Source organism: Lactobacillus helsingborgensis, assembly GCF_003173695.1.
In the GTDB taxonomy this organism is placed as follows: Bacteria; Bacillota; Bacilli; order Lactobacillales; family Lactobacillaceae; genus Lactobacillus; species Lactobacillus helsingborgensis.
In genome coordinates this window covers 636775-656732 of record NZ_CP029544.1, presented here as the reverse complement: position 1 = coordinate 656732, position 19958 = coordinate 636775, and the positions used below count along the sequence as shown (strand labels likewise).

At 36.2% G+C, this 19958-nt stretch carries 19 protein-coding genes; 4 read left to right on the top strand and 15 right to left on the bottom strand.

The window, feature by feature from the left end:
• Positions 1-64: 64 nt before the first annotated feature.
• The 4 genes from gap to kduD all read right to left on the bottom strand — a co-directional run bounded on the left by gap (position 65) and on the right by kduD (position 4874).
• A complete protein-coding gene (gap, locus tag DLD54_RS03275; RefSeq protein ID WP_038521966.1) occupies positions 65-1081 on the bottom strand; it encodes a type I glyceraldehyde-3-phosphate dehydrogenase in 1017 nt (338 codons plus the stop codon).
• Between the two features lie 63 nt (positions 1082-1144).
• Positions 1145-2176 carry a sugar-binding domain-containing protein gene (locus tag DLD54_RS03270; RefSeq protein ID WP_038521962.1) on the bottom strand — a complete coding sequence of 344 codons (1032 nt, stop codon included), beginning with the start codon at positions 2174-2176 and terminating at the stop codon, positions 1145-1147.
• Positions 2177-2679: 503 nt separating this feature from the next.
• Positions 2680-4017: a PTS galactitol transporter subunit IIC gene (locus DLD54_RS03265; RefSeq protein WP_109918207.1), complete on the bottom strand. Its 1338-nt coding sequence runs from the start codon at positions 4015-4017 to the stop codon at positions 2680-2682.
• A 29-nt stretch (positions 4018-4046) separates the two neighbouring features.
• A complete protein-coding gene (gene kduD, locus DLD54_RS03260) occupies positions 4047-4874 on the bottom strand; it encodes a 2-dehydro-3-deoxy-D-gluconate 5-dehydrogenase KduD (RefSeq protein ID WP_038521956.1) in 828 nt (275 codons plus the stop codon).
• A gap of 135 nt (positions 4875-5009) precedes the next feature.
• On the opposite strand from kduD, the gene DLD54_RS03255 reads away from it, so the two are divergent.
• Positions 5010-5765: an IclR family transcriptional regulator gene (locus DLD54_RS03255; protein WP_109918206.1), complete on the top strand. Its 756-nt coding sequence runs from the start codon at positions 5010-5012 to the stop codon at positions 5763-5765.
• Between the two features lie 93 nt (positions 5766-5858).
• Here the strand turns inward: DLD54_RS03255 and argF are convergent, their stop codons facing one another.
• The 5 genes from argF to DLD54_RS03230 form a co-directional block, all read right to left on the bottom strand.
• Positions 5859-6893, bottom strand: a complete 1035-nt coding sequence (gene argF, locus DLD54_RS03250) for an ornithine carbamoyltransferase (RefSeq protein ID WP_109918205.1) — start codon at positions 6891-6893, stop codon at positions 5859-5861.
• Positions 6894-7084: 191 nt separating this feature from the next.
• Positions 7085-7816, bottom strand: a complete 732-nt coding sequence (locus tag DLD54_RS03245) for an ABC transporter permease (RefSeq protein WP_109918204.1) — start codon at positions 7814-7816, stop codon at positions 7085-7087.
• Positions 7809-8537, bottom strand: a complete 729-nt coding sequence (locus DLD54_RS03240; RefSeq protein WP_109918203.1) for a lantibiotic immunity ABC transporter MutE/EpiE family permease subunit — start codon at positions 8535-8537, stop codon at positions 7809-7811. The genes DLD54_RS03245 and DLD54_RS03240 overlap by 8 nt, the downstream gene beginning before the upstream one ends.
• Complete coding sequence (locus tag DLD54_RS03235; RefSeq protein WP_109918202.1) at positions 8530-9234, bottom strand: lantibiotic protection ABC transporter ATP-binding subunit; 705 nt, start codon at positions 9232-9234, stop codon at positions 8530-8532. Before DLD54_RS03235 ends, DLD54_RS03240 begins: the two co-directional genes overlap by 8 nt.
• A 210-nt stretch (positions 9235-9444) precedes the next feature.
• Complete coding sequence (locus DLD54_RS03230; protein ID WP_109918201.1) at positions 9445-10989, bottom strand: LBA0864 family S-layer associated protein; 1545 nt, start codon at positions 10987-10989, stop codon at positions 9445-9447.
• A 170-nt stretch (positions 10990-11159) separates the two neighbouring features.
• Here DLD54_RS03230 and DLD54_RS03225 point away from each other — a divergent pair, with 170 nt between their 5' ends.
• Complete coding sequence (locus tag DLD54_RS03225; protein ID WP_038521937.1) at positions 11160-12602, top strand: APC family permease; 1443 nt, start codon at positions 11160-11162, stop codon at positions 12600-12602.
• 98 nt (positions 12603-12700) lie between these two features.
• The gene (locus DLD54_RS03220) at positions 12701-13147 is read left to right on the top strand and encodes a Fur family transcriptional regulator (RefSeq protein ID WP_223895503.1); all 447 of its coding nucleotides are present in this window, start codon (positions 12701-12703) and stop codon (positions 13145-13147) included.
• 12 nt (positions 13148-13159) lie between these two features.
• Here the strand turns inward: DLD54_RS03220 and DLD54_RS03215 are convergent, their stop codons facing one another.
• The 3 genes from DLD54_RS03215 to DLD54_RS03205 all read right to left on the bottom strand — a co-directional run bounded on the left by DLD54_RS03215 (position 13160) and on the right by DLD54_RS03205 (position 16273).
• Positions 13160-13882, bottom strand: coding sequence for a hypothetical protein (locus DLD54_RS03215; RefSeq protein WP_147442452.1), 723 nt, complete (start codon positions 13880-13882; stop codon positions 13160-13162).
• A gap of 30 nt (positions 13883-13912) precedes the next feature.
• Entirely contained in the window at positions 13913-14125 is a 213-nt protein-coding gene (locus DLD54_RS03210) for a hypothetical protein (RefSeq protein ID WP_109918199.1), read from the bottom strand.
• Positions 14126-14557: 432 nt separating this feature from the next.
• Positions 14558-16273 (bottom strand): SH3-like domain-containing protein, encoded by a 1716-nt coding sequence (locus tag DLD54_RS03205; protein ID WP_109918198.1) that lies wholly within the window; start codon positions 16271-16273, stop codon positions 14558-14560.
• A 160-nt stretch (positions 16274-16433) separates the two neighbouring features.
• Here DLD54_RS03205 and clpP point away from each other — a divergent pair, with 160 nt between their 5' ends.
• Positions 16434-17018 (top strand): ATP-dependent Clp endopeptidase proteolytic subunit ClpP, encoded by a 585-nt coding sequence (clpP, locus tag DLD54_RS03200; RefSeq protein ID WP_038521932.1) that lies wholly within the window; start codon positions 16434-16436, stop codon positions 17016-17018.
• 54 nt (positions 17019-17072) lie between these two features.
• Here clpP and whiA read toward each other — a convergent pair whose 3' ends face one another.
• From whiA to rapZ, 3 genes are read right to left on the bottom strand one after another with little or no spacing between them, the layout of a single operon-like run.
• On the bottom strand, positions 17073-18008 hold the full coding sequence (gene whiA, locus DLD54_RS03195; protein ID WP_038521929.1) for a DNA-binding protein WhiA: 936 nt from the start codon (positions 18006-18008) through the stop codon (positions 17073-17075).
• Positions 18009-18011: 3 nt separating this feature from the next.
• On the bottom strand, positions 18012-19037 hold the full coding sequence (locus tag DLD54_RS03190) for a gluconeogenesis factor YvcK family protein (protein WP_046326924.1): 1026 nt from the start codon (positions 19035-19037) through the stop codon (positions 18012-18014).
• Between the two features lie 7 nt (positions 19038-19044).
• Entirely contained in the window at positions 19045-19923 is an 879-nt protein-coding gene (rapZ, locus tag DLD54_RS03185; protein ID WP_046326923.1) for an RNase adapter RapZ, read from the bottom strand.
• Positions 19924-19958 lie beyond the last annotated feature (35 nt).

The window sequence follows — 19958 nt, the reverse complement described above, 5'->3', positions numbered from 1 at the left end:
GGCGGAAGGAAGAATTTCCCTCCGCCTTCTCTTTTGCCACGTAACAGTAATCAAATATTACAGATTAAAGAGTAGCAAATTTCAACAAAGTACGAACCATTTGGCAAGTGAATGAGTATTCATTGTCGTACCAAGCAACAGTCTTAACTAATTGATTGTCACCGGCAGTAGTTACCATGGTTTGAGTTGGGTCAAAGATTGAACCAGCAGTCATACCAACTACATCACTTGAAACGATTTCGTCATCGTTGTAAGCAAATGATGGGCTTTCGTACTTCTTCAATGCTGAGTTAACTTCGTCAGCAGTAACTTTCTTGTCAAGGATTGAAACTAATTCAGTTAATGAACCATCAGTAACTGGAACACGTTGTGCGTGACCATTAACTTTACCGTTCAATTCTGGAACAACAAGACCAATAGCCTTAGCAGCACCAGTTGAGTGAGGAATAATGTTAACAGCAGCAGCACGAGCGGCACGCTTGTTACCACCACGAACAGGACCGTCCAAAAGCATTTGGGTTGAAGTGTAAGCGTGGATAGTAGTCATAGTAGCTACTTTAATACCAAATTCTTTTTGCAAAGCATCAACCATTGGTGCTAATGAGTTAGTAGTACATGAACCAGCTGAAACGATCTTGTCGTCTGCATCTAAAGTATCATCGTTTACTGAGTAAACAATAGTCTTTAAGTCATTGCCGGCAGGAGCTGAAATCAAGACTCTCTTGGCACCTGCGTCAAGGTGAGCTTGTGACTTAGCCTTGCTGGTGTAGAAACCAGTACATTCAAGAACAAAGTCAACACCGTCATTCTTAACCCAAGGAATGTTTTGAGCTTGAGGTTCTGCGTATACACGGTATTTCTTACCATCAACAACAATTGAATCTTCTGTAGCTGAAACTTCGTGGTCAAAAGTACCATGAGTTGAGTCATATTTTAGCAAGTGTGCCAAAAGTGCTGGAGTAGTCAAGTCGTTAATAGCAACAACTTCAATATCCTTTGACTTTTCGCCTAAGTCCATGATCCGACGGAATGCCAAACGACCAATACGGCCAAAGCCGTTAATACCAATTTTAACTGTCATATTCTAAAGTCCTCCTTAAGAACTATGTAAGATATGTTTACATCAATTTATTTTAAATGAGAATTACTTCTCCTTTAAAATCTTCTCTGAGGCTCCTTCATCAGTAATTAACCAGGTTTGATGCGGAGCATTAGGCATATAAGCTTTGATTGCTTTAGCCTTGCGGCCGCCACAAGCAAAGGCAAATATGTGAGGTATTTTATTAAGATTCTCAAACTGCAAGCCAACCTGAGGCACGCGGTCAACAATCTTACCTTCGCCATCGAAAAAACACCCAAAACATTCGGTGACTACTTTTTTTTCACGCAATTCGGATAAGCGAATCGAATCGTACCCTCTGCGTCTTGCCATATCGTGAGCTAAACCTATTCCATGAATTACCACATCTGTCTGTGAAATATCTTCAAGTACATCTGTAAATGCCGATTCACGAATTAAAGATTTATAAGCTGCCGAAGAAATCTGCTCTGGTAAATACAACGTTTTATAGCTACCACCAGTTTCAGCTGCCATTTCTTGCACAATGGTGTTACTTTGAATAGCAACATTTTCACCTAAAGCACCACGACCAGGCACAAATTCCAATTGTCGATTCTTGCTTAAACTTTTAGACAAATTCCTAGTTGATTTTGCAAGGGCTTCGCCGCCTAAAACTGTAATGATTGAATGTCCTAATGGTAAAAGCAAATCAAGAGCCGCATTAAGCTCTTCGCCCATTCTCTCATAAACTAATTCTTGTAAATCACTATCTCCTGGTACTATAATCGTGCGCTCAATACCAAGCTTGCGGGCCAACTCAATCTCAGTCTTTCCTGCATTAAACAAGCGATCAATTAGAGGAGCAGCTTCCTGCAAAATTTTTTTGCCCTTCTCTGTCATAAACATGCCGAAACTTTTGATTTCGATCAAACCGTGATCGCGCAAATATTCTGTTTCCGTACGCACATTTCTTTCAGAAAGTCCTAAACACTGAGCAACACTTCTACGACCTACTGGTGCATTAAAAGAAATTTGCTCAAGGACAAGATATCTTTGCCGAAAAACTTTTAAGATGTCTGGAACGAGAGCTTCAAGCACGGGAAATTCCGAGTACATTAATATCTCTCCTTCTTCTGGGACTTTTTTGACCCAATTGTTGTCATTAACTGTCCCAGATTGTCTAAAAATATAAGAGAAACATGAACTCATGCTAAATAAGTTACCCATTTCTCAATCGACACCTATAGTATAGCAACCCCTATAAAATAATTCAAGAAAAATTGTGTCCATTAAAAAGTCTTAACAATTTTGCTTGATGATGCAAAAGTTAACCTGTTTTCCTAATGTAAGAAAAAAGAATTCAATTTTTACTTCTTTTCTGTTATACTTGTTGTTGTGTCAATTTGGGTCCTTAGTGTAATGGATCGCACGTAAGATTCCGGTTCTTAAAATCTGAGTTCGACTCTCAGGGGACCCATATTTAAATAATAAAACCAAAAAGGAGATAGTCTAATCTTAGACTAATCTCCTTTTGTTGATTATTAACAAACTGCTCAAATTTGCCCTAAAAATCAGTAGCTTTTACTATTAAAAATCTACAATTAGTTTCTTTTAAGTGATTATAAACCCTTTTTAATTTGATTTCTGTTCCATATCATTAAACCAATGACAATAGCTGCAATAGCTATTGCGCCAATGACTGGAAGATTGACTGTCCCTTCGTATACTAACCAAGCAAGAGGACTCGAAGCAAAATCAATGCTTGCAACTGAAGATGTTCCTGCTGGTATTAAGCTTGCTTGGACAATTTTAACTGCTTTAGTAAAAATGCCCGCTAAGGTTGTAGCTGAAAGAACTCCTAATACTAAGCTGACTATACCAACTAACAAAGTCTTAAAGACATTTCCTTTTGTATACGGTAGAACTAAAGGGAAAATGTAAATTAAGCCTGATAAACTGGCAAGCGGTAAAAATTGATTACCAGGAATAATCACTGACAAAAATAGAATTATTGGAATTAAAAGTAAACTCGTTACCAGTGTTACTGGATGACCAATGACTAAAGCAGGTGTCATTCCAATATTAAAGTCCTTGCCTTTAAAGTGACTTTTAACTAGGCTTTGGGTCCGTTTTGCAATTGGTGACAAACCTTCGATAAAAAGACTTGTTATTCTTGGTATCAAAACCATTACAGCAGCCAAGATAACTCCTAGTTGTAAAATTTTAGCAAGAGAATATCTTGCTAAAATGCCAATTAAAATACCCACAATGATGCCTAAAACGATTGGATCTCCCAAAACGCCAAATTTTTCTTTCATTTTATTAGCATCAATGTCTATTTTATTGAGACCGGGAATACGATCAATTATCCAATTTACAATGACTGCATAAGGAATAAAACTTACGCAGAAAGCTTGCGGTATGGATATACCAATTAAATCTTTCCCATAAAAATCTTCTGCCTTTTTTTGCGATCTGTCAGCACCTATTAACGTGACAATAATAGTTACACAAGCTGCAAACATTCCCCACCAAAAGTTGTTGGTTGCAAAATAGACTATTGAACCAATAAAGGCAAAGTGCCAGTAGTTCCACAGGTCAATGTTTAAAGTTTTAGTAGCACCTATTAGTAAACAAATTATATTCACTAACAAGCCTAAAGGAATAATAATCGCGCCGACAGAAGTTGCAAAAGCAACTTGCGAAGCTGCAGGCCAGCCGATATCCAACGTATAAAGATGTAAATGATAAGTTTTTACCATTGCATTTACAGCAGGACCAATATTATCAGAAAGAAGTTGTGTAACCACACTTAACCCGACAAAACCAACTCCGACTTTAAGTCCAGAAACAAGTGATTTGCCAAAACCCATCCCAATACACAAGCCAAGTATCAGAAAAATGATTGGCATCATCACACTTGCTCCCAGAGACATTATGTAATTTATAAACGTCATAATTGTCTCCTATTTTTAGCAAGTACTAATTAACGAACCAAATAACCACCATCAACAGGTAGAATTGCTCCATTGACATATGCCGCAGCATCACTTGCTAGAAAGACAGCGGGACCCATTAATTCGTATGGTTCTGCCCAATGACCCATTGGTATTCTTCCTAAAATTTCATCATTTCTGTCTTTTTGTGCACGTATTGGTGCAGTATTTTCAGTCTTAATATAACCAGGCGCTATTGCGTTAACTGTAACGTTGTATGCACCCATTTCAGAAGCAAAAGACTTTGTTAAACCTGCTACACCATGCTTTGAAGCAGTATAGGAAGGAATAAATTTACCACCCTGATATGAGAGCATTGAACCAATATTGATAATCCTGCCCGACTTCTGTTTAGCAAACACTTTGCATGCTTCCAAAGACATGTGATAAACAGCACTTAAATTGATTGCAATAACTTTGTCCCAGTCTTCATCCTTTGACTCTAGTAAAGGATTACGTTTGATCATTCCGGCATTATTTACTAAAATATCAATGTGACCCATTTTGTTTAAAGCTTCCTCAATAACTTTATGAGGTTCACCCTTAACTGTAAGGTCACACTTCATGAATTCAACTTTTTGTCCCACACTTTCAATAATTGAACGTGTATTATCCCATTCCAACTCATTAAAGGTCGGGATAAAAATATTGGCCCCAGCTTTAGCCATAGCTATTGCATAGCCTTGTCCTAATCCTGTGTTGCCTCCAGTAATAATTGCGACTTTATTTTTAAGGCTAAACTTATTCATATCGAAGTTATTCTTCAACTCCTCTTCATGTTGACGAATTTCCTCTTCTGATTCATGAATTTCAACCATTTTATAACTCCTCCTATATTAAATCAGCAAATTTCTTATTTAGAAACTGCATTTCTTATTTACAATAATATTGTAGGATGTTTTAAAAATAATGCAAGGGCTTTCAAACATTTTTTTGAAAAACAAGGAGAGCTAATGACCGAAAATCATCTATATGGTACGGTTCTGCTTAAAGCAAAGAAAATATTAGATTATATTTCTAAATGCGAAACGGCACCAACTTTAAAAGAAATAAGTGATAATATAACTATCACTAAACCGACTATTCTCAAAATATTAAATACATTGGAATATTGTGAGTTTGTGCGTTGTTTTGGTAATCCAAAAAGATACTATTTAGGGTTAACGTTTTTAAAGTACGCACAAAAGGCTAGAAATAGTTTCAGCTTAGACAAAATAGCAATGCCTTATATTAATGAACTCAGAGATAGAACAACTGAAGCCGTTAACTTAGGTATTAAAGACAAAAATGTGATTACGTTATTGGATCGAGCTCAAAGTACAAACACCATTCGTTTAAATTTGCAATTAGGCGGCCATATGAACATGTACTCATCAGGTATGGGGAAAGCAATTTTGGCTTGTATGTCAAATAGTGAGATTGAAAAATATCTTGACGAAACCGCGTTAAAAAGTTTAACGGCAAATACGATTACCAATCGCAAAGAGCTGTTAGCAGAAATAAAAAGAACTCGAACAAGAGGCTATGCGATTGATGATGGAGAAAATCAGAACGGAATATATTGCTTAGGATTTGCAATATTAAAAAACGACAAAATATTAGGCGCTTTTAGTATTAGCGCCCCCCATTTCAGAATTGATAATTCTAAGAAAGAATTATGGGTTCAAGAAGGCTTAAAAACTAAAGCAGATATAGAGAATGCAATATAGTACTTCTATATAATAAATTACGTCAGATTAATGGAAAAAAATTAATATTTTGCATACAAAAAGACTAAAAGCCAAAAGCTTTTAGTCTTTTCTTTATGGTCTTTGTGCAAGCAAATAAGCTAATTCTTCATTATATTTATATTTGATGGCCTTTTGACTTGAATCACTCATATCAGTGAATTTTGAATTAAGCAAATAAACAAAAACTGCTCGCATAGCAGTCTTTTTATTGGCTGCTTGCTGCCAAGCTATTGATTGTTCGCCATCAAGAACCGCAGCGGAAACTTCTTCTCCCCTATTCGCCGGCAAGCAATGCATAAATTTAACATTAGGATTGCCCGTTTTTGCCAATAATTCATCATTGACATGATATTTAGGATAAAAGATCTTCATGTATTCATCTTTTTCAAGTTCATGATCATATAAACCATACCAAACATCGGTATAAATAAAATCAGCGTTTTGAAGTGAACTTTCATCTTCACTTAATGTAATTGAGCCACCGTTTTTTTCAGCAATCTTATTGGCTTTATTATAAATATCTCGTGGGATCCACTTGGATTTTGGACCATATTGAACAAAGTGCATGCCCATTTTGGCACACAAAAATAATGCTGAAATAGTAATCTGCGTTGCATCCCCCACAAAAACCAGTTTAATGTCAGATAATCTCTTACCTTCCGGTAAAAATTCTTTAATTGTAATCAAATCACCTAAAGCCTGAGTAGGATGGTCATCATCACTCATAAAGTTAACTACAGGTGCATGCGAATTTTGGGCAATCTCCACAATATCTTCTTGACTAGCCGTTCGAACTCCAATGATATCAACTAAGTCACCTAAAGCGTGACTGGTATCAGCCAAACCCTCATGACCATTTTTTCCTAACTGAATTTGTCCGGGAGCCAGATAGAGCGCATGACCCCCAAGTTCCGTCATTGCTGTTTCAGCAGAACAACGAGTCCTAGTCGAAGTTTGATCAAAGATCATACCTAAGCTTTTGCCTTTTAAAAGCTGAGGGTAATAGCCATGGTTGATAGCCTCCTTAATTTTTAGACCTAAATCAGCCAGGTATTGCATTTCATTTTTTGAAAAGGTACAAGTATCAATAAAATCTTTTTTTACCACAAAGTTCTCCTTTATAAAAATTCTTTCTTTTGCCGCATATCATAATACAGAAATCACTAGTAATATGAAATTAATAACTGCTAACTAAAGAAAAGTTTTACTATTTAAGTATATATTAACTTTTTGGGACCTAAAAAGCCACTGCAGAAACATTTGCAGTAGTTTATTTTACTTATTCTTATAAAACCAATCTAATTTTGCCAATTATTGAAACTTTTTATAATTAAAAAAGGTAACCCTAAAGTTAAAATAACGGGCACAGCCATTGCCATGGCTGTCCAGCTTTGTACTTGGCGAGTAACTCCAGCCAGCCAAAAGCTCATTAGTCTCATTTGCCAAGCCCAAGGAACTACTGGCCAAATAAAATCAAAGAGATTAGTAATGCTGAGACACGCAAAAACTAACCCAAAGAACCCTAAGATCATGGCTCCGCCAACGTTAAATTTTAAAACCAGCCATTGTGTTATCTCATATTGAAGAAAACCAAAAACTGCAAAAATAAAACTGGTGAGGAAAATTTTGATAAATGATAGGTCATTTACCCGAAAAGCAAAACGCAAGATCAAAAAATAAAGCAGGCTCATACCAATAATTTCAATAAAATAGAGCACCCAATAGTAAAATAACTGCAATTGAATAATTTTGCCCCTTGAACCTGGAATTGTTAACCAATTTTTACAATGACCAGCTTTTTCCTCACGGTCGAAAACTAAGCTAATGACTATACTGATAACTATCGGAGAACTAATTGCCAACAATTCATAAAAAATGGTTACCATAGTGGTCGTGGTGACCGCGCTTTTTCTATTGCCGTAATAAAGCCCTAGTAATACCGGAAAAATAATTAAAGCCACTAAATGAAAATAGAGCAAAAAGCTGCGCTTGAGCTTAATGCTTTCTGACCGGAAAACATTTTTAAGCATTTTTTACTACCTGCTTTCTGAATGAATTAGCGGCTAAATAACTAACTAACACAAACAACAAAATAGCCACTATTAACGTCCAATAATTATTAGGGGCAGTGGTGCCTGCCTTCAGAGGCAGCCCATTAATGTTTATTTTGATTAACGATACCGGAAAAAGTTCAGTCCAGGTAAATGGCCAAATTTTACCAAGGACATAATTATTGACGGCTAAACCGCTAAAGATTCCGGCAAAAGCTAATATAATTGTGACGTACATGTTAGTAATGCGGCTAAACCAAATATAAAGTGGTATTTCCCACAGATTAACTAGCCAAATGCCTAAAATAGCAAGTACACATGAAATTGGGCTGATCTGACTATCAGATAGCAAAAACATTAAAGCGATGAAAATAATCAGAAACAAAGAGGAAATGAAAGTTAAAACAGCGACATGCAGTATTCTGCCTAATTCATAATCAAACAAATTGCAAGGTGAACTTAAAATCAACTTATAATCTGTGCTATTTTTCTCACGCCGGTCAAGCAACCCAGCAATTAAAGCAAGAAATAATGGCAACCAAATAATGCTCCATTGATTAATGACGCTTTGAATAACGTAACCAGTAGGAGCAAAAATCACTAAAACTATCACTGTTATGAAAAACGGATAAAGCCACAATAGCTGCCTGATAAATGTCCTTTTAGTTTTGATTTTTTCAATTGCCAAAGTATTAAGCATTAATAGCACCAGCCTTTGTCAAAGTATCATTAAATAGTTGTTCCAAATTTTCCGCGTGATCTAACGGCTTTTCCAGTAATAAGTGACCATTGCCAATGATGCCGATATTATCAGCTAATCGTTCTACTTCCGAAAGCATGTGGCTAGAAATAATGATAGTAATACCACTTTCTTTTAAACTGACAATTAAATTGCGCAATTGCTGAATTCCCAGTGGGTCAAGTCCATTTGTAGGTTCATCTAAAATTAACAGTTTAGGTTTACCCACAAGGGCTAAGCCAATACCCAACCTTTCTTTCATACCCAGAGAAAAGTTTTTAGTTAACTTTTTTCCTGTTTTTTCTATGCCAACAGTAGTTAAAATTGATTGGATTTCAGTTTCTGCTACTCCTCTTAAGCGACAGATTACCTGCAAATTTTCATAAGCAGTCAAATTGCCATAAAGTGGTGCGGTTTCAATTAAGGAACCAATAGCAGTTAAATCATGCCTGGACCATTCGTGACCTGCAAAAGTGACAGTACCGCTAGTAGCAGAAATAATTCCCGTTAAAATTTTCATCAACGTAGTTTTGCCAGCCCCATTAGGCCCAAGCAAGCAGTAAACCTGATTTTCTGGGACACGCATGTTTAATTGATCAAGTACAATTTGGTCTTTAAACTTCTTTGTAAGTTTATTTGTTACTAGTAAATCTGTCATGTTTTCTCCTTTTATACTGCAGTATTTTCTTAAAGTATACTCAAACATCATATTTAAAAGCTATTACGGCTTCTGTTTTATTAGTGCAGTTCAACTGCTAAAAAATAATTATGATGATTATATAATAAGCAAAAAATATCAGCAATATTTTTAGGCATATTAAAAGGCAGCAAAAAAGCAGTTTGATTATTCAAACTGCTTAAATTTTTATTAGTTAGTTTTACCAGCGGTCAACTCTCCGCGTTGAGCAAATTCAACATAAAGTTTATTACCGTATGCTGACAGACCCTCAATTTCACGTTTAACATGCAAACGATGAGTCTTCTTATAAGTACCATCTTTATCAACTTTAAAGATGTAATCATTAAAGCCGATGTAGAATTGGTCGTGCTTTTTGTCGTAGGTAAAGCCTTGAACTGGAGAAGCCTTGCTTTCGTTCTTATTTGGTTTAACAAAGTTGCCCTTTGTAGCTCCCACCTCTACAGGAGTCCAAGTGTCACCATTTCTTGTTACTTTCCAGTATTCGTAGTAGCCGTTACCACCATTATGGAAGAGGCAATACATCGTGTTGTCACCAGCAAAAGTAGCATTATGAATATATCTTGGATTACCATAGTTGGAAATTCTGAAAGTCCAAATTTGATTGATCTTCATGTCTGACTTACGGATTTGCAAAATTTCTTCTGAAGCGTCAGAGTTGCTCGAAGTGTTGTTATTGGCAATTACATAACTGTAATTAGCTGATGAGCCGATAGCCTGACCGTGACCTAATTTAATATAAGGACTAACTTTAATATGTGAAGCATATTTCTTGAAGGTTGACCAGTTTAAAGTGGACAGGTTTTGGGCTTTATATTTGTTAATATGCTTTAAGTCATAAGAAACTAGGTGACCATTTTGCGCTTTACTGGAGTTAAAGAGTGCCACAGTAAAGTTAGAACCATAGACTGTAATTCCTTCAGGTATTACACCTACTTGACCCATCTTGTCTCCCGCCTTGTGATAATCAAGACTTACAAAACGCGGTTGGAACAGTTTAGTCTTTAGAGTTAAGCCGTTTGCTTTAAAAGTGTTAGATCTGGTTTCCGGAGTATAGTGATGTGCTGCGTTCCAGTTTCTTGAAGAAGATTTTGAACTGCCCTTCCAAGTAGAAACTTCCTTGGGACCATTTTTAGGTGTCTTGTCAGCTCTTGCTATACCCTCTTTTTTATCTGAACGGACGGTAACATCAACACTGGCTTTAGCCTTGCCGTAACTATAATCAACTGTAGTCTTACCAGGAGTATTTGAACTAATCTTTGACTTGGAAACTGTGACCTTGCTTGCATCAACTGCTGTACCTGCACTATCAGTCACATAATTAATGGCATCTTTAGTGTTGAACGAATATTTATCATTTTGAACCAGACTGACGTTCTTTGCGACAGAAATCTGGTTTCTGGCAAAGAAGTTTTGACTAACCCAGCCGACAGTCTTGCCGTCAACAATTATCTTCCAAAACTTGCCTTTTTTAGTGGCAATTGATTGCTTGGACTGAATTTGAGCATGTTTGAAATACTTAGTTGAAGTAAACTTGCCTGACGGGCCCTTTTTCGAAGCATTATGATAGACTGCATAAGTACCATTACCAGCTATTTTAGTGACAGCCTTGTGGTAGGTTTTAGCAGAAATATAAGAATTATTACTCCCAACAAATAAGCCGACTGCAGCTATCGTGCCGGCAACCAGCAACTTATTTTTAAAACTTTTTTCCATTAAACTTTCTCAACCTTCCTATAAATATAATATAATAATAGTTTTGCACTTTTTATGGCATAAATCAATAGTTACTTGTGTTATAAAATAAAAGATACCTTATCATTAGATTTTTAAAATCATTTAAGCTAAAATATAGACTTGTTATCTTTAAATAAGGGAGTAGTTTCATGGGTGAAACACCAAATAATTCTAAAAAGATGATGTGGACAACTCTTGCTACCATGGCTTTTTCCATTGTGTGGAGCTTTGGTAATGTTGTTAACGGATTCATATATTTTGACGGCACCAAGGTAATTTTCAGTTGGATTATTATTTTCCTGCTTTTCTTTATTCCTTATGCTCTGATGGTCGGTGAGTTAGGATCTGTTTTTAAAGATTCTGAAGGTGGCGTGGCCTCATGGGTTAATGCCACTATTGGGCCTAAATGGGCTTATTACGCCGGCTGGACATTCTGGGCAGTTCATGTGGTTTACATTTCCAGTAAAGGCACAGGCGGTTTAAGAGGAATGGCCTGGGGGATCTTTGGCAATACTAATTGGTACGACAGTTTACCAACTGCCTGGACACAATTAGCTACGTTAGTGGTATTTCTCTTCTTTTGCTGGGTAGCTAGTCGCGGAATTCCAGTTATTAAAACTTTGTCAACTATTGCTGGAACTTCTATGTTCATCATGTCAATTTTGTTTATTATCATGATGTTTGCAGCTCCAATGATCAACCCACACGCTAATTTCTATACTATTAACTGGAATTGGCAAAACTTTATGCCAGATTTCAATACGAAGTATTTCACTTCCCTTTCAATTCTGGTATTCGCTGTTGGTGGCGCTGAAAAAATTTCGCCGTATGTTAATAAGTTGAAGAATCCGTCTAAGAACTTTCCTAAAGCTATGTTAGGCTTAGCCGGAATGGTTATGATTTCCGCAATTCTAGGAACAATTGCTTTAGCATTAATGTTCGATCCTAAAACTGTAAATGGTAATTTAAACGAATACATTTCAAACGGTCCGTACATTGCCTTCCAAAAATTGGGAGAATATTACGGTGTAGGCGGATTGTTCCTGTACATCTATGCTTGGTGTAACGTAATTGGGCAATTTTCTGCTCTGGTAATCAGTATTGATGCACCTTTAAGAATGTTATTAGGTGGTAAAGAAGCTAAAGACTTTATCCCTAAGAAATTATTAAAGGTCAACAAGCATGGTGCCTACATTAATGGTATCTGGATGATCGTTATTCTTTCTGGTGGTATTATCGCGCTGCAAGCAATTATGCCTGATGCTCAAGCTGTAATGGCTCAATTAGTTAAGCTTAATTCAATTGTCATGCCAATGCGTTACCTTTGGGTTTTCATTGCTTACTTAGCTTTACGTAAGCAACACGAAAAATTCCACACCGGACTTGAAAACTATCAGATGACTAAGCACCAATGGCTGGCATACACAGCTGGTGTGTGGGGTTTAGCAGTAACTATTGCTTGTTGTTTAATGGGGATGTATTCTAACGATCCGTTTACACTTTGCTTGAATATTGCCACTCCAGTAGTTTTATTACTGCTCGGCTTGATCATGCCAACAATTAGACGTCGTGAAGAAGCCAAAGCTAAATAAGCTGTAACAGTTAAATATTCGTAAAACCGCCTAGCAATTGGCGGTTTTTTATTTAGCAAAAATGTTAAACTGTATTTATCAAGAAGGAGATGAGAATTTTGCCTAATTTTGTAGATGATGCTGAAAAACTGCTTAGAAGTCACCATTTAAAAGCTACTAAGCCGCGATTAAAGATTTTGGAATACCTAATGGCGCATCACAATCATCCAACTGCTGCAACCATTTATAATGCTATTAGTGGTGCTGAACCAACTTACAGGGCAACGGTTTATAACACACTCAATAAGCTGGTTGAGGCTGGAATTGTAATCGAAATTAAAAATGGCGATGATTCTCTGCATTATGACTATTTTGTCAAACCGCACTTTCACATCATTTGTAAAAATTGCGGCAAAATTGCTGACGTTTACTACCCTGACTTTGATACGATTGAAAATCATATGAGAATTGAAGCAGAAAAGCAAACAGGTTACACCACATCTTCCAGTCATGTTGAGATATATGGGCTGTGTCCAGAATGCCAAGATAAAGAAAAAAAGAGCTGACAAGCTCTTTTTTTATGTGGTTGGAAAACTATCTTTTGCTTTTTTCTGCTCTAATTCAGCTGCCAAATCAATTTTTCTACTAGCGTTTTTGCCTAATTCAGCCAGTTTCTGGTTCATATGACAAATATCATGACAAGCAGGAGAGGTAATTTTAGACAAGTTATTATCTTTTGAATCATTTGTGCTGCGAATTTGATTTGTAGAATTCAGACTGAAATTTTTATTATGTAAGCAATTATCAAGCGTCCTGTCAATTACTTGTGCTTTGTGATAGGCCTGATTCATACTGCACAAGTTACTATAGCAAGCTAAACTCAAAAAACTCAATTCATTCATTTCCTTACTCCATTCTAAAAGATATGATTTAGCTTCAGGAGTTTGGTTATCAAATTGAAAGATATCTTTTTTGATTCTTTGATCTAGTTCATTAAGCAATTTTTTCTTTTTTAGGGCAGCTTGCCTAGGCTTTTCAATACTGTTTCTTAAATTATTAGGTTTCACTTGTGCCCGCTCAAAGTAATTCCATAGCAACACGACAATTTTATATACTAAGAAGATTAAGGCAACAGTAGCAGAAATCAAGATTAAAATACTTAGAATTGCACAGACGCCTTTAATTAAAGGAATATTTAGCTGATCTAACATCTTCAGCATTATTCCGATAGCAAATAGTATCAAGGTAGAAATAGCTAAAGCCAGTATAATATTAGTTTCCGGTGGCTTTGTTAAAATCAAATCTTTTAATTGCGCTTGATATTCTAAAATCTAATGATCCTGATTAATATTCGCGGCAATTTTCGGATAAATCTGTTCCAATTCGTCATCGTCACTCGTAAGAATTTTGTATGCTCTACATGAAATCTCCCCCAGTAATCTAACATAGTTTTTACTTTTATGCTCTTGAAAAAGAGCAACTTTTAACGATTGCTCTAAGAAAATAATTAATTCTTGTCTATTTAATAATTCAATATTTGTCATAATGTTTTACTACTAAAACGATTTTAATCAAATGATTATTAACTGCCTTCATGACCTATTGATTGAATATATTTGTAGCTAATTCAGTTTATATCCCTATTAACTTAACAAAATATAAGTCATGACTTATTTGTTAAATATAATTAGGTATAAAAGCGCTACAAGTAATCATAAGACAGAATTAACAGTTTTTTAACATTATATTAATAAAACAGAGAAGAAGAATTTTATTAGTAGTTTATAATTTATTTACAAACTTGGTATCAACCAAATAAAGAGTTTTTTACTCCTATAAATGTTGTTTAATTCATTTTAATTTATCTATAAAATAATATTCAAAATAATATTCTTTTGCTCTTGTTTACAAGACAGCTTTTTAGAAATTTTAAAGTAAAAAAATAAGAGCCATACGGCTCTTATTAAATTATCAATCTAGTTGACTTTCGCGCTTACTAACAACTCAGCTCTTTGAGCCAAATTGACGTATAGTTTATTATCGCTAACTGACATTCCTTCTATTTCGCGACCTGTATCAAATGAATAAGTATCTTTCAACTTACCATTACGACCAATCTTAAAGATCAAGTCGTTAAATGCCAGGTAAAAGTTTTTATTCTTAGTATCGTATGTGAAACCTTGAATCGGAGCGTTATTGTTCACAAAATTGCCATCTGTCTTGCCTACTAATTGTGGGTACCAATTATCTCCCTTACGGGTAAATTCCCAATATTCAAAACAATTGTTTTCAGTATCGTGATAGACAGTGTACATGTCATAATCTGAAACAATCACACCATTATGGAAGTAGCGGGGATTCTTTTCATCCCCAACCCAAGCTTTAATTGTCCAAATCTTGTTAATTTGTAAATCACTTTTACGGATTTGTAACAACTCCTCTGAATCAGTGGTGTTTTTCAAAGTATTATCATTATTCAAAACATAAATATATTTATCACTTGCACCCATTGCCTGACCGTGACCAATTGGGATATACGGACTTACCTTGATATGTTTAACATAATTGTTGAATTTCTTTTGCGACATATCTAGCAAATGTTGCGCATTGTATGGATTAGTCAACTTGTTCAAGTCGTAGCCAACAATATGACCAGACATTAAGTTTGTATGACTTAAAAGACTAGTATAAGCCCAGCCATTAGAAACTGTCACGCCTTCTGGTATATGACCAACCCGGTTTATATTATCGTCTGTTGGGTCAGCAACACTCAGTAAAACTGGTTGATAGAATTTAGTTTTTAAAGTCATATCCCCACTAGTCAAAGTGTGTTTGCTGGTTTCCGGTGTATATTCTGTAGGGCTAATGTAATTTATTGATGAACCATAGTGAGTCTTCCACGCTTGATAGTCATTCGTACCGGGTTGAGCAGTTACTGCATTTACTGCATCAGCGTCAACCATACCTTCCTTGGTGCTCTTTCTGACTGTAATCTTAACAGTTGCAGTTGCATCGCCATAAGTGTATTTCACTTTATATGTCTTAGGAGTCCAGCAATCAATGCTCTCGCGTGAAACAGTGACCATGCTATTATCAATTACTGTTCCCATATAATTGGTTACATAAGAAATAGCGTCTCTAGTCGAAAAGCTGTAAAAATCATTACGCACCAAAGAAATAGTCTTAGGCACTGCTATTTGATTTCTAGCAAAGTAATTTTCGTTAACATAACCTACTTCACGCCCGTTAACATAAATGCGCCAATAACGGTACTTTTTCGTTTCAATCAGTTGGTCTGATTGAATATGGCTGTAACGAAAGTTAATGCCGTCAGCTACCTTGGTTTTAACTTTACCATTAGTAACTTCCTTCCAAACCTTATAGTTTTTGTTACCAGCGACCTTGGTCATCATTGAATAACCAGTAACCACTTGCTTTGGTTTAGGTTTTTTAGTATTCTGATTGTCTTCACCCGTCTGGTCAGAGTTGTTGGTATTATCAGTACTACCATTATCGGTATTCGTGTCTGTATTTGCATCAGTTGAGTTATTTGATGACTTATTATCATCTTGAACTGGCGGCTGAGGGCTATCTGAATCTGCCGCAACTGATGTAGTTGATAGACCGGTGTAAACTAATAAACCGGCAACTAATGTCAGTGAAATTGTTGCTATCTTCTTATAAAGCTTCAAAATAAATCCTCCAAAAATTAAATTTATACTTAAATTATATAATAAAACCTTCACTAAAAAGAATACAAAATTAATACACTTTCATTGACAGCAAGTAATGTAAGTGATTTAATTAGCACTGTACTTGATAGAGTGCTAATTATATTTAGGAGGTAGAAAGATGCTTGTACCTACAGTTATTGAACAAACTGCACGTGGCGAACGCGCATACGACATTTATTCACGTTTGTTAAAAGACCGTATCATCATGCTTAGTGGTGAAATTAACGATGATATGGCTAACTCGATTATTGCACAATTATTATTTCTTGATGCTCAAGATAACACCAAGGATATTTCACTTTATATAAACTCACCTGGTGGAGTAATTACTTCTGGTTTGGCAATAATGGATACCATGAACTTTATTAAATCAGATGTTTCAACCATTGCCATTGGTATGGCAGCCTCAATGGCTTCCATTTTGTTAACCAGTGGTGCAAAAGGTAAACGTTTTGCTTTACCTAACTCCACTGTTTTAATTCACCAACCTTTAGGTGGTGCTCAAGGTCAACAAACTGATATTCAGATCGCAGCTAATGAAATCTTAAAGAGCCGTGAAAAGATTAACCGTATCTTACATGAAACTACTGGTCAGCCGTTGGAAAAAATCCAAAAGGATACTGAACGGGACAACTACATGACAGCTGAACAAGCTAAAGACTATGGTTTAATCGATGAAATAATGGTTAACCAAAAGAAATAAGTATTTAAAAATTTGTGTTTTAAAAAGCAACCTATCAAATGATGGGTTGCTTTTTTATTTTCTCAAATTTTGTGCCATTTCGTGTATTTTCTTAAAACGATGATTGGCTCCAGACTTCGAAATAGGACCGTCCGGAGTTTGCTGCGCTATTTCTTTCAGCGAGAGTTCAGGTTCATCTAAGCGCAATCTGGCTATACCCTGCAATTTCTCTGGGATATTCTCTAAACCGATTTTTTGCGCTATTAGTTCAATGTCTTCAACTTGTTTGGCTGCCGCATTAGCTGTTTTTTTCAAATTGGCCGTGTCGCAATTTACTAGCCGATTGACCGAATTACGCATATCTCTCATAATGCGCAAGTCCTCAAATGCCAACATCGCATTTAGAGCGCCAACAATATGCAAAAAGTCGCCGATTTTTTCAGCTTCTTTCAAATAGACAATATAGCCCCGCCGTCTTTGAGTGCTCTTGGCATTAAGATGAAATCGTTCATTCATAATAGTTAACAAGTCATTATTATGATCCTGATAAACTGAATATATCTCTAAATGATAACGGCTGGTAGTAGGATTATTAACACTGCCACTTGCTAAGAAAGCGCCACGTAAATAGGACATTGCACCCTCACGTGACTCTATGATCCTTTTTGGTATTCTAGTAATTAAGTGAAGGGAAGGGGTAAGAATTTCCAAATTTTGCAATATTTCTTTGACATGATTTTGCAATCGCACCAAATATTGATTATTTTTCTTCAACTTCATTTTGCGCGAAACAATTAATTGCGGTTCTACCTTGTAAGCAATTTTTATTAACGAAAAAATTCGTCTAGCGATTGCAGGATTTTCAGTAGTAATGTCAAGGCTAAACTGGTGCTCGTGAAAATTCAAAACGCCGTTCATACGCAAAAAAGCTGCCAGTTCAGCTTTGGCATGTTCGGGATGAATTTTTAAAGAAGTTAATTCTTTCTTCACGTTACTTGCGTAGCTTGCCATTATTTAGTCCTTCCTGCGAGCCATCGCAGCAAATGCCAGATTAATAATTTCTTTGGCTACTTTTTTACCATCGTGAAAGACTAGCCCACTTCGCTGATCAATAAAATCAGCGGTAATGACTCTGCTTCCCTGTTCCCGCAAGCCCTGATAATCGTTCTTAACAGGTTCAAGATAAGCATCATAATCGTTAGGGTTAAACTTAGACATATCAATTTTAGCGCCATTGACTAAAGTGGTATTAATATAATGTCCGCCCAAATGCTCATTAATTACCTTAACATGTTCACAGTCTGAAAAATGATCGGTTTCACCTTTTTGCGTCATAATATTACAAATATAAATGACTTCTGCGCTTGTTTTTCTTACTGCTTCGCCTAAATTGGGGATCATGAGATTAGGCAAGATGGACGTAAATAGACTACCAGGCCCTAAAACTACCGCATCAGCATTATTTATAGCGGCTAAAACTGGTGGCACCGCTTCAGGTTCACTCTTTGACTTAGTGTTGGTAACCCAAACTCGTTTAATTCTTTTATCCTTGTCAGTAATTTCCTTTTCACCAGCTTGAATAGAGCCATCCACAAATTCCGCATTCAGTGTCAATGGTTCATTAGAGGCAGGGTAAACATGACCGTCAACCCGCATCATTTTTGAAAGTGCTTGAACAGCGTCAAAAATATTACCGTGCATTTCGTTTAAAGCAGCAATTATTAAATTGCCGATAGCATGTCCTGAAAAAAATGAGTCGGAAGAATCAAAGCGGTATTGGAAAACATCCTTTTCTTCCTGAGAAATTTCACTTAAAGAAACCAAAACATTGCGAATATCACCAGGGGGAACTACGTTGATAAAATTGCGAATTGAGCCGGAAGAGCCGCCATCATCAGAAACAGTCACAATAGCCGATATTTCAGCATTTTGCTCTTTTAACGCGTTTAAAACTACAGGCAATCCAGTACCTCCACCAATAACGACAACCTGTGGTCGTCTGCTTCTGGTAACATGAATTACTTTATCATTATATGTCATCTAATTATCACCTATTTCTAGTGTAGCGACTAATTTCACGATGGGTTATATCAACTGTATAGTCTTCAGCTAAATCTTTAGCCAGCTGCTGTGCAATTGCGACGCTTCTATGTTGCCCACCGGTACACCCAATTGCAATAGTTAATTTAGTCTTACCCTCTTTGATATACCCGGGTAATGCGCTTTTTATCAGATCTAAAAATTTCTGATAAAAAATACGCGTTTCTTTCTTGTCCATCACATAGTTAAATACCCTTTTATCCAAACCAGTAAATGGTCGCAATTCAGGAATATAAAAGGGATTGGGCAAAAAGCGCACATCCATTACAATATCCGCATCAATGGGCATTCCGTATTTAAACCCAAAAGATAGAACCTCAATTGAAAACGGCTGCCGGTGTTTGGCACTAAATTTATTTGCCAGTTCTTGTTTTAATTCTTTTGGACTTAAATTAGAAGTATCAATAATATCATTGGCACGGTTTTTTATTCCGGTTAAAATACGTCTTTCTGCTAAAATTCCGTCTAGTAAACGTTCATTTTGGGCTAAAGGCGGAACACGTCTAGTCTCTTTATAACGAGCAACTAAAGTATCATCCGCAGCGTCTAAGAAGACAATCCGGGTCTGCACCGTACCATTATCTTCTAAAGAATTAATTTCGTTATCTAAATCTTTATAAAACCGTCTCACCCGCAGATCAATTACTACTGCAACTTTAGTGAAATCATCTGAGTTAACGATTAAATCCCAAAAACTGGATAAAAGAGATGGAGGCAAATTGTCAACTACAAAATAGCCCATGTCTTCTAAAGCATGAGAAGCGACCGTTTTTCCCGCACCGCTCATGCCTGTCACAATCAGTAATTGCTTTTTATGCTTAGCCATTTTTGCTGACCTCCTATTACTAAAATTATAACATA

What these genes read in the sequence shown, in the direction of transcription:
- DLD54_RS03230 (WP_109918201.1), bottom strand. Translation starts at nt 10,989, where the DNA reads ATGGAAAAAAGTTTTAAAAATAAGTTGCTGGTTGCCGGCACGATAGCT.
- gap (WP_038521966.1), bottom strand. Translation starts at nt 1,081, where the DNA reads ATGACAGTTAAAATTGGTATTAACGGCTTTGGCCGTATTGGTCGTTTG.
- DLD54_RS03270 (WP_038521962.1), bottom strand. Translation starts at nt 2,176, where the DNA reads ATGTACTCGGAATTTCCCGTGCTTGAAGCTCTCGTTCCAGACATCTTA.
- DLD54_RS03265 (WP_109918207.1), bottom strand. Translation starts at nt 4,017, where the DNA reads ATGACGTTTATAAATTACATAATGTCTCTGGGAGCAAGTGTGATGATG.
- clpP (WP_038521932.1), top strand. Translation starts at nt 16,434, where the DNA reads ATGCTTGTACCTACAGTTATTGAACAAACTGCACGTGGCGAACGCGCA.
- DLD54_RS03245 (WP_109918204.1), bottom strand. Translation starts at nt 7,816, where the DNA reads ATGCTTAAAAATGTTTTCCGGTCAGAAAGCATTAAGCTCAAGCGCAGC.
- DLD54_RS03225 (WP_038521937.1), top strand. Translation starts at nt 11,160, where the DNA reads ATGGGTGAAACACCAAATAATTCTAAAAAGATGATGTGGACAACTCTT.
- kduD (WP_038521956.1), bottom strand. Translation starts at nt 4,874, where the DNA reads ATGGTTGAAATTCATGAATCAGAAGAGGAAATTCGTCAACATGAAGAG.
- DLD54_RS03240 (WP_109918203.1), bottom strand. Translation starts at nt 8,537, where the DNA reads ATGCTTAATACTTTGGCAATTGAAAAAATCAAAACTAAAAGGACATTT.
- DLD54_RS03255 (WP_109918206.1), top strand. Translation starts at nt 5,010, where the DNA reads ATGACCGAAAATCATCTATATGGTACGGTTCTGCTTAAAGCAAAGAAA.
- DLD54_RS03210 (WP_109918199.1), bottom strand. Translation starts at nt 14,125, where the DNA reads ATGACAAATATTGAATTATTAAATAGACAAGAATTAATTATTTTCTTA.
- whiA (WP_038521929.1), bottom strand. Translation starts at nt 18,008, where the DNA reads ATGGCAAGCTACGCAAGTAACGTGAAGAAAGAATTAACTTCTTTAAAA.
- rapZ (WP_046326923.1), bottom strand. Translation starts at nt 19,923, where the DNA reads ATGGCTAAGCATAAAAAGCAATTACTGATTGTGACAGGCATGAGCGGT.
- DLD54_RS03190 (WP_046326924.1), bottom strand. Translation starts at nt 19,037, where the DNA reads ATGACATATAATGATAAAGTAATTCATGTTACCAGAAGCAGACGACCA.
- DLD54_RS03235 (WP_109918202.1), bottom strand. Translation starts at nt 9,234, where the DNA reads ATGACAGATTTACTAGTAACAAATAAACTTACAAAGAAGTTTAAAGAC.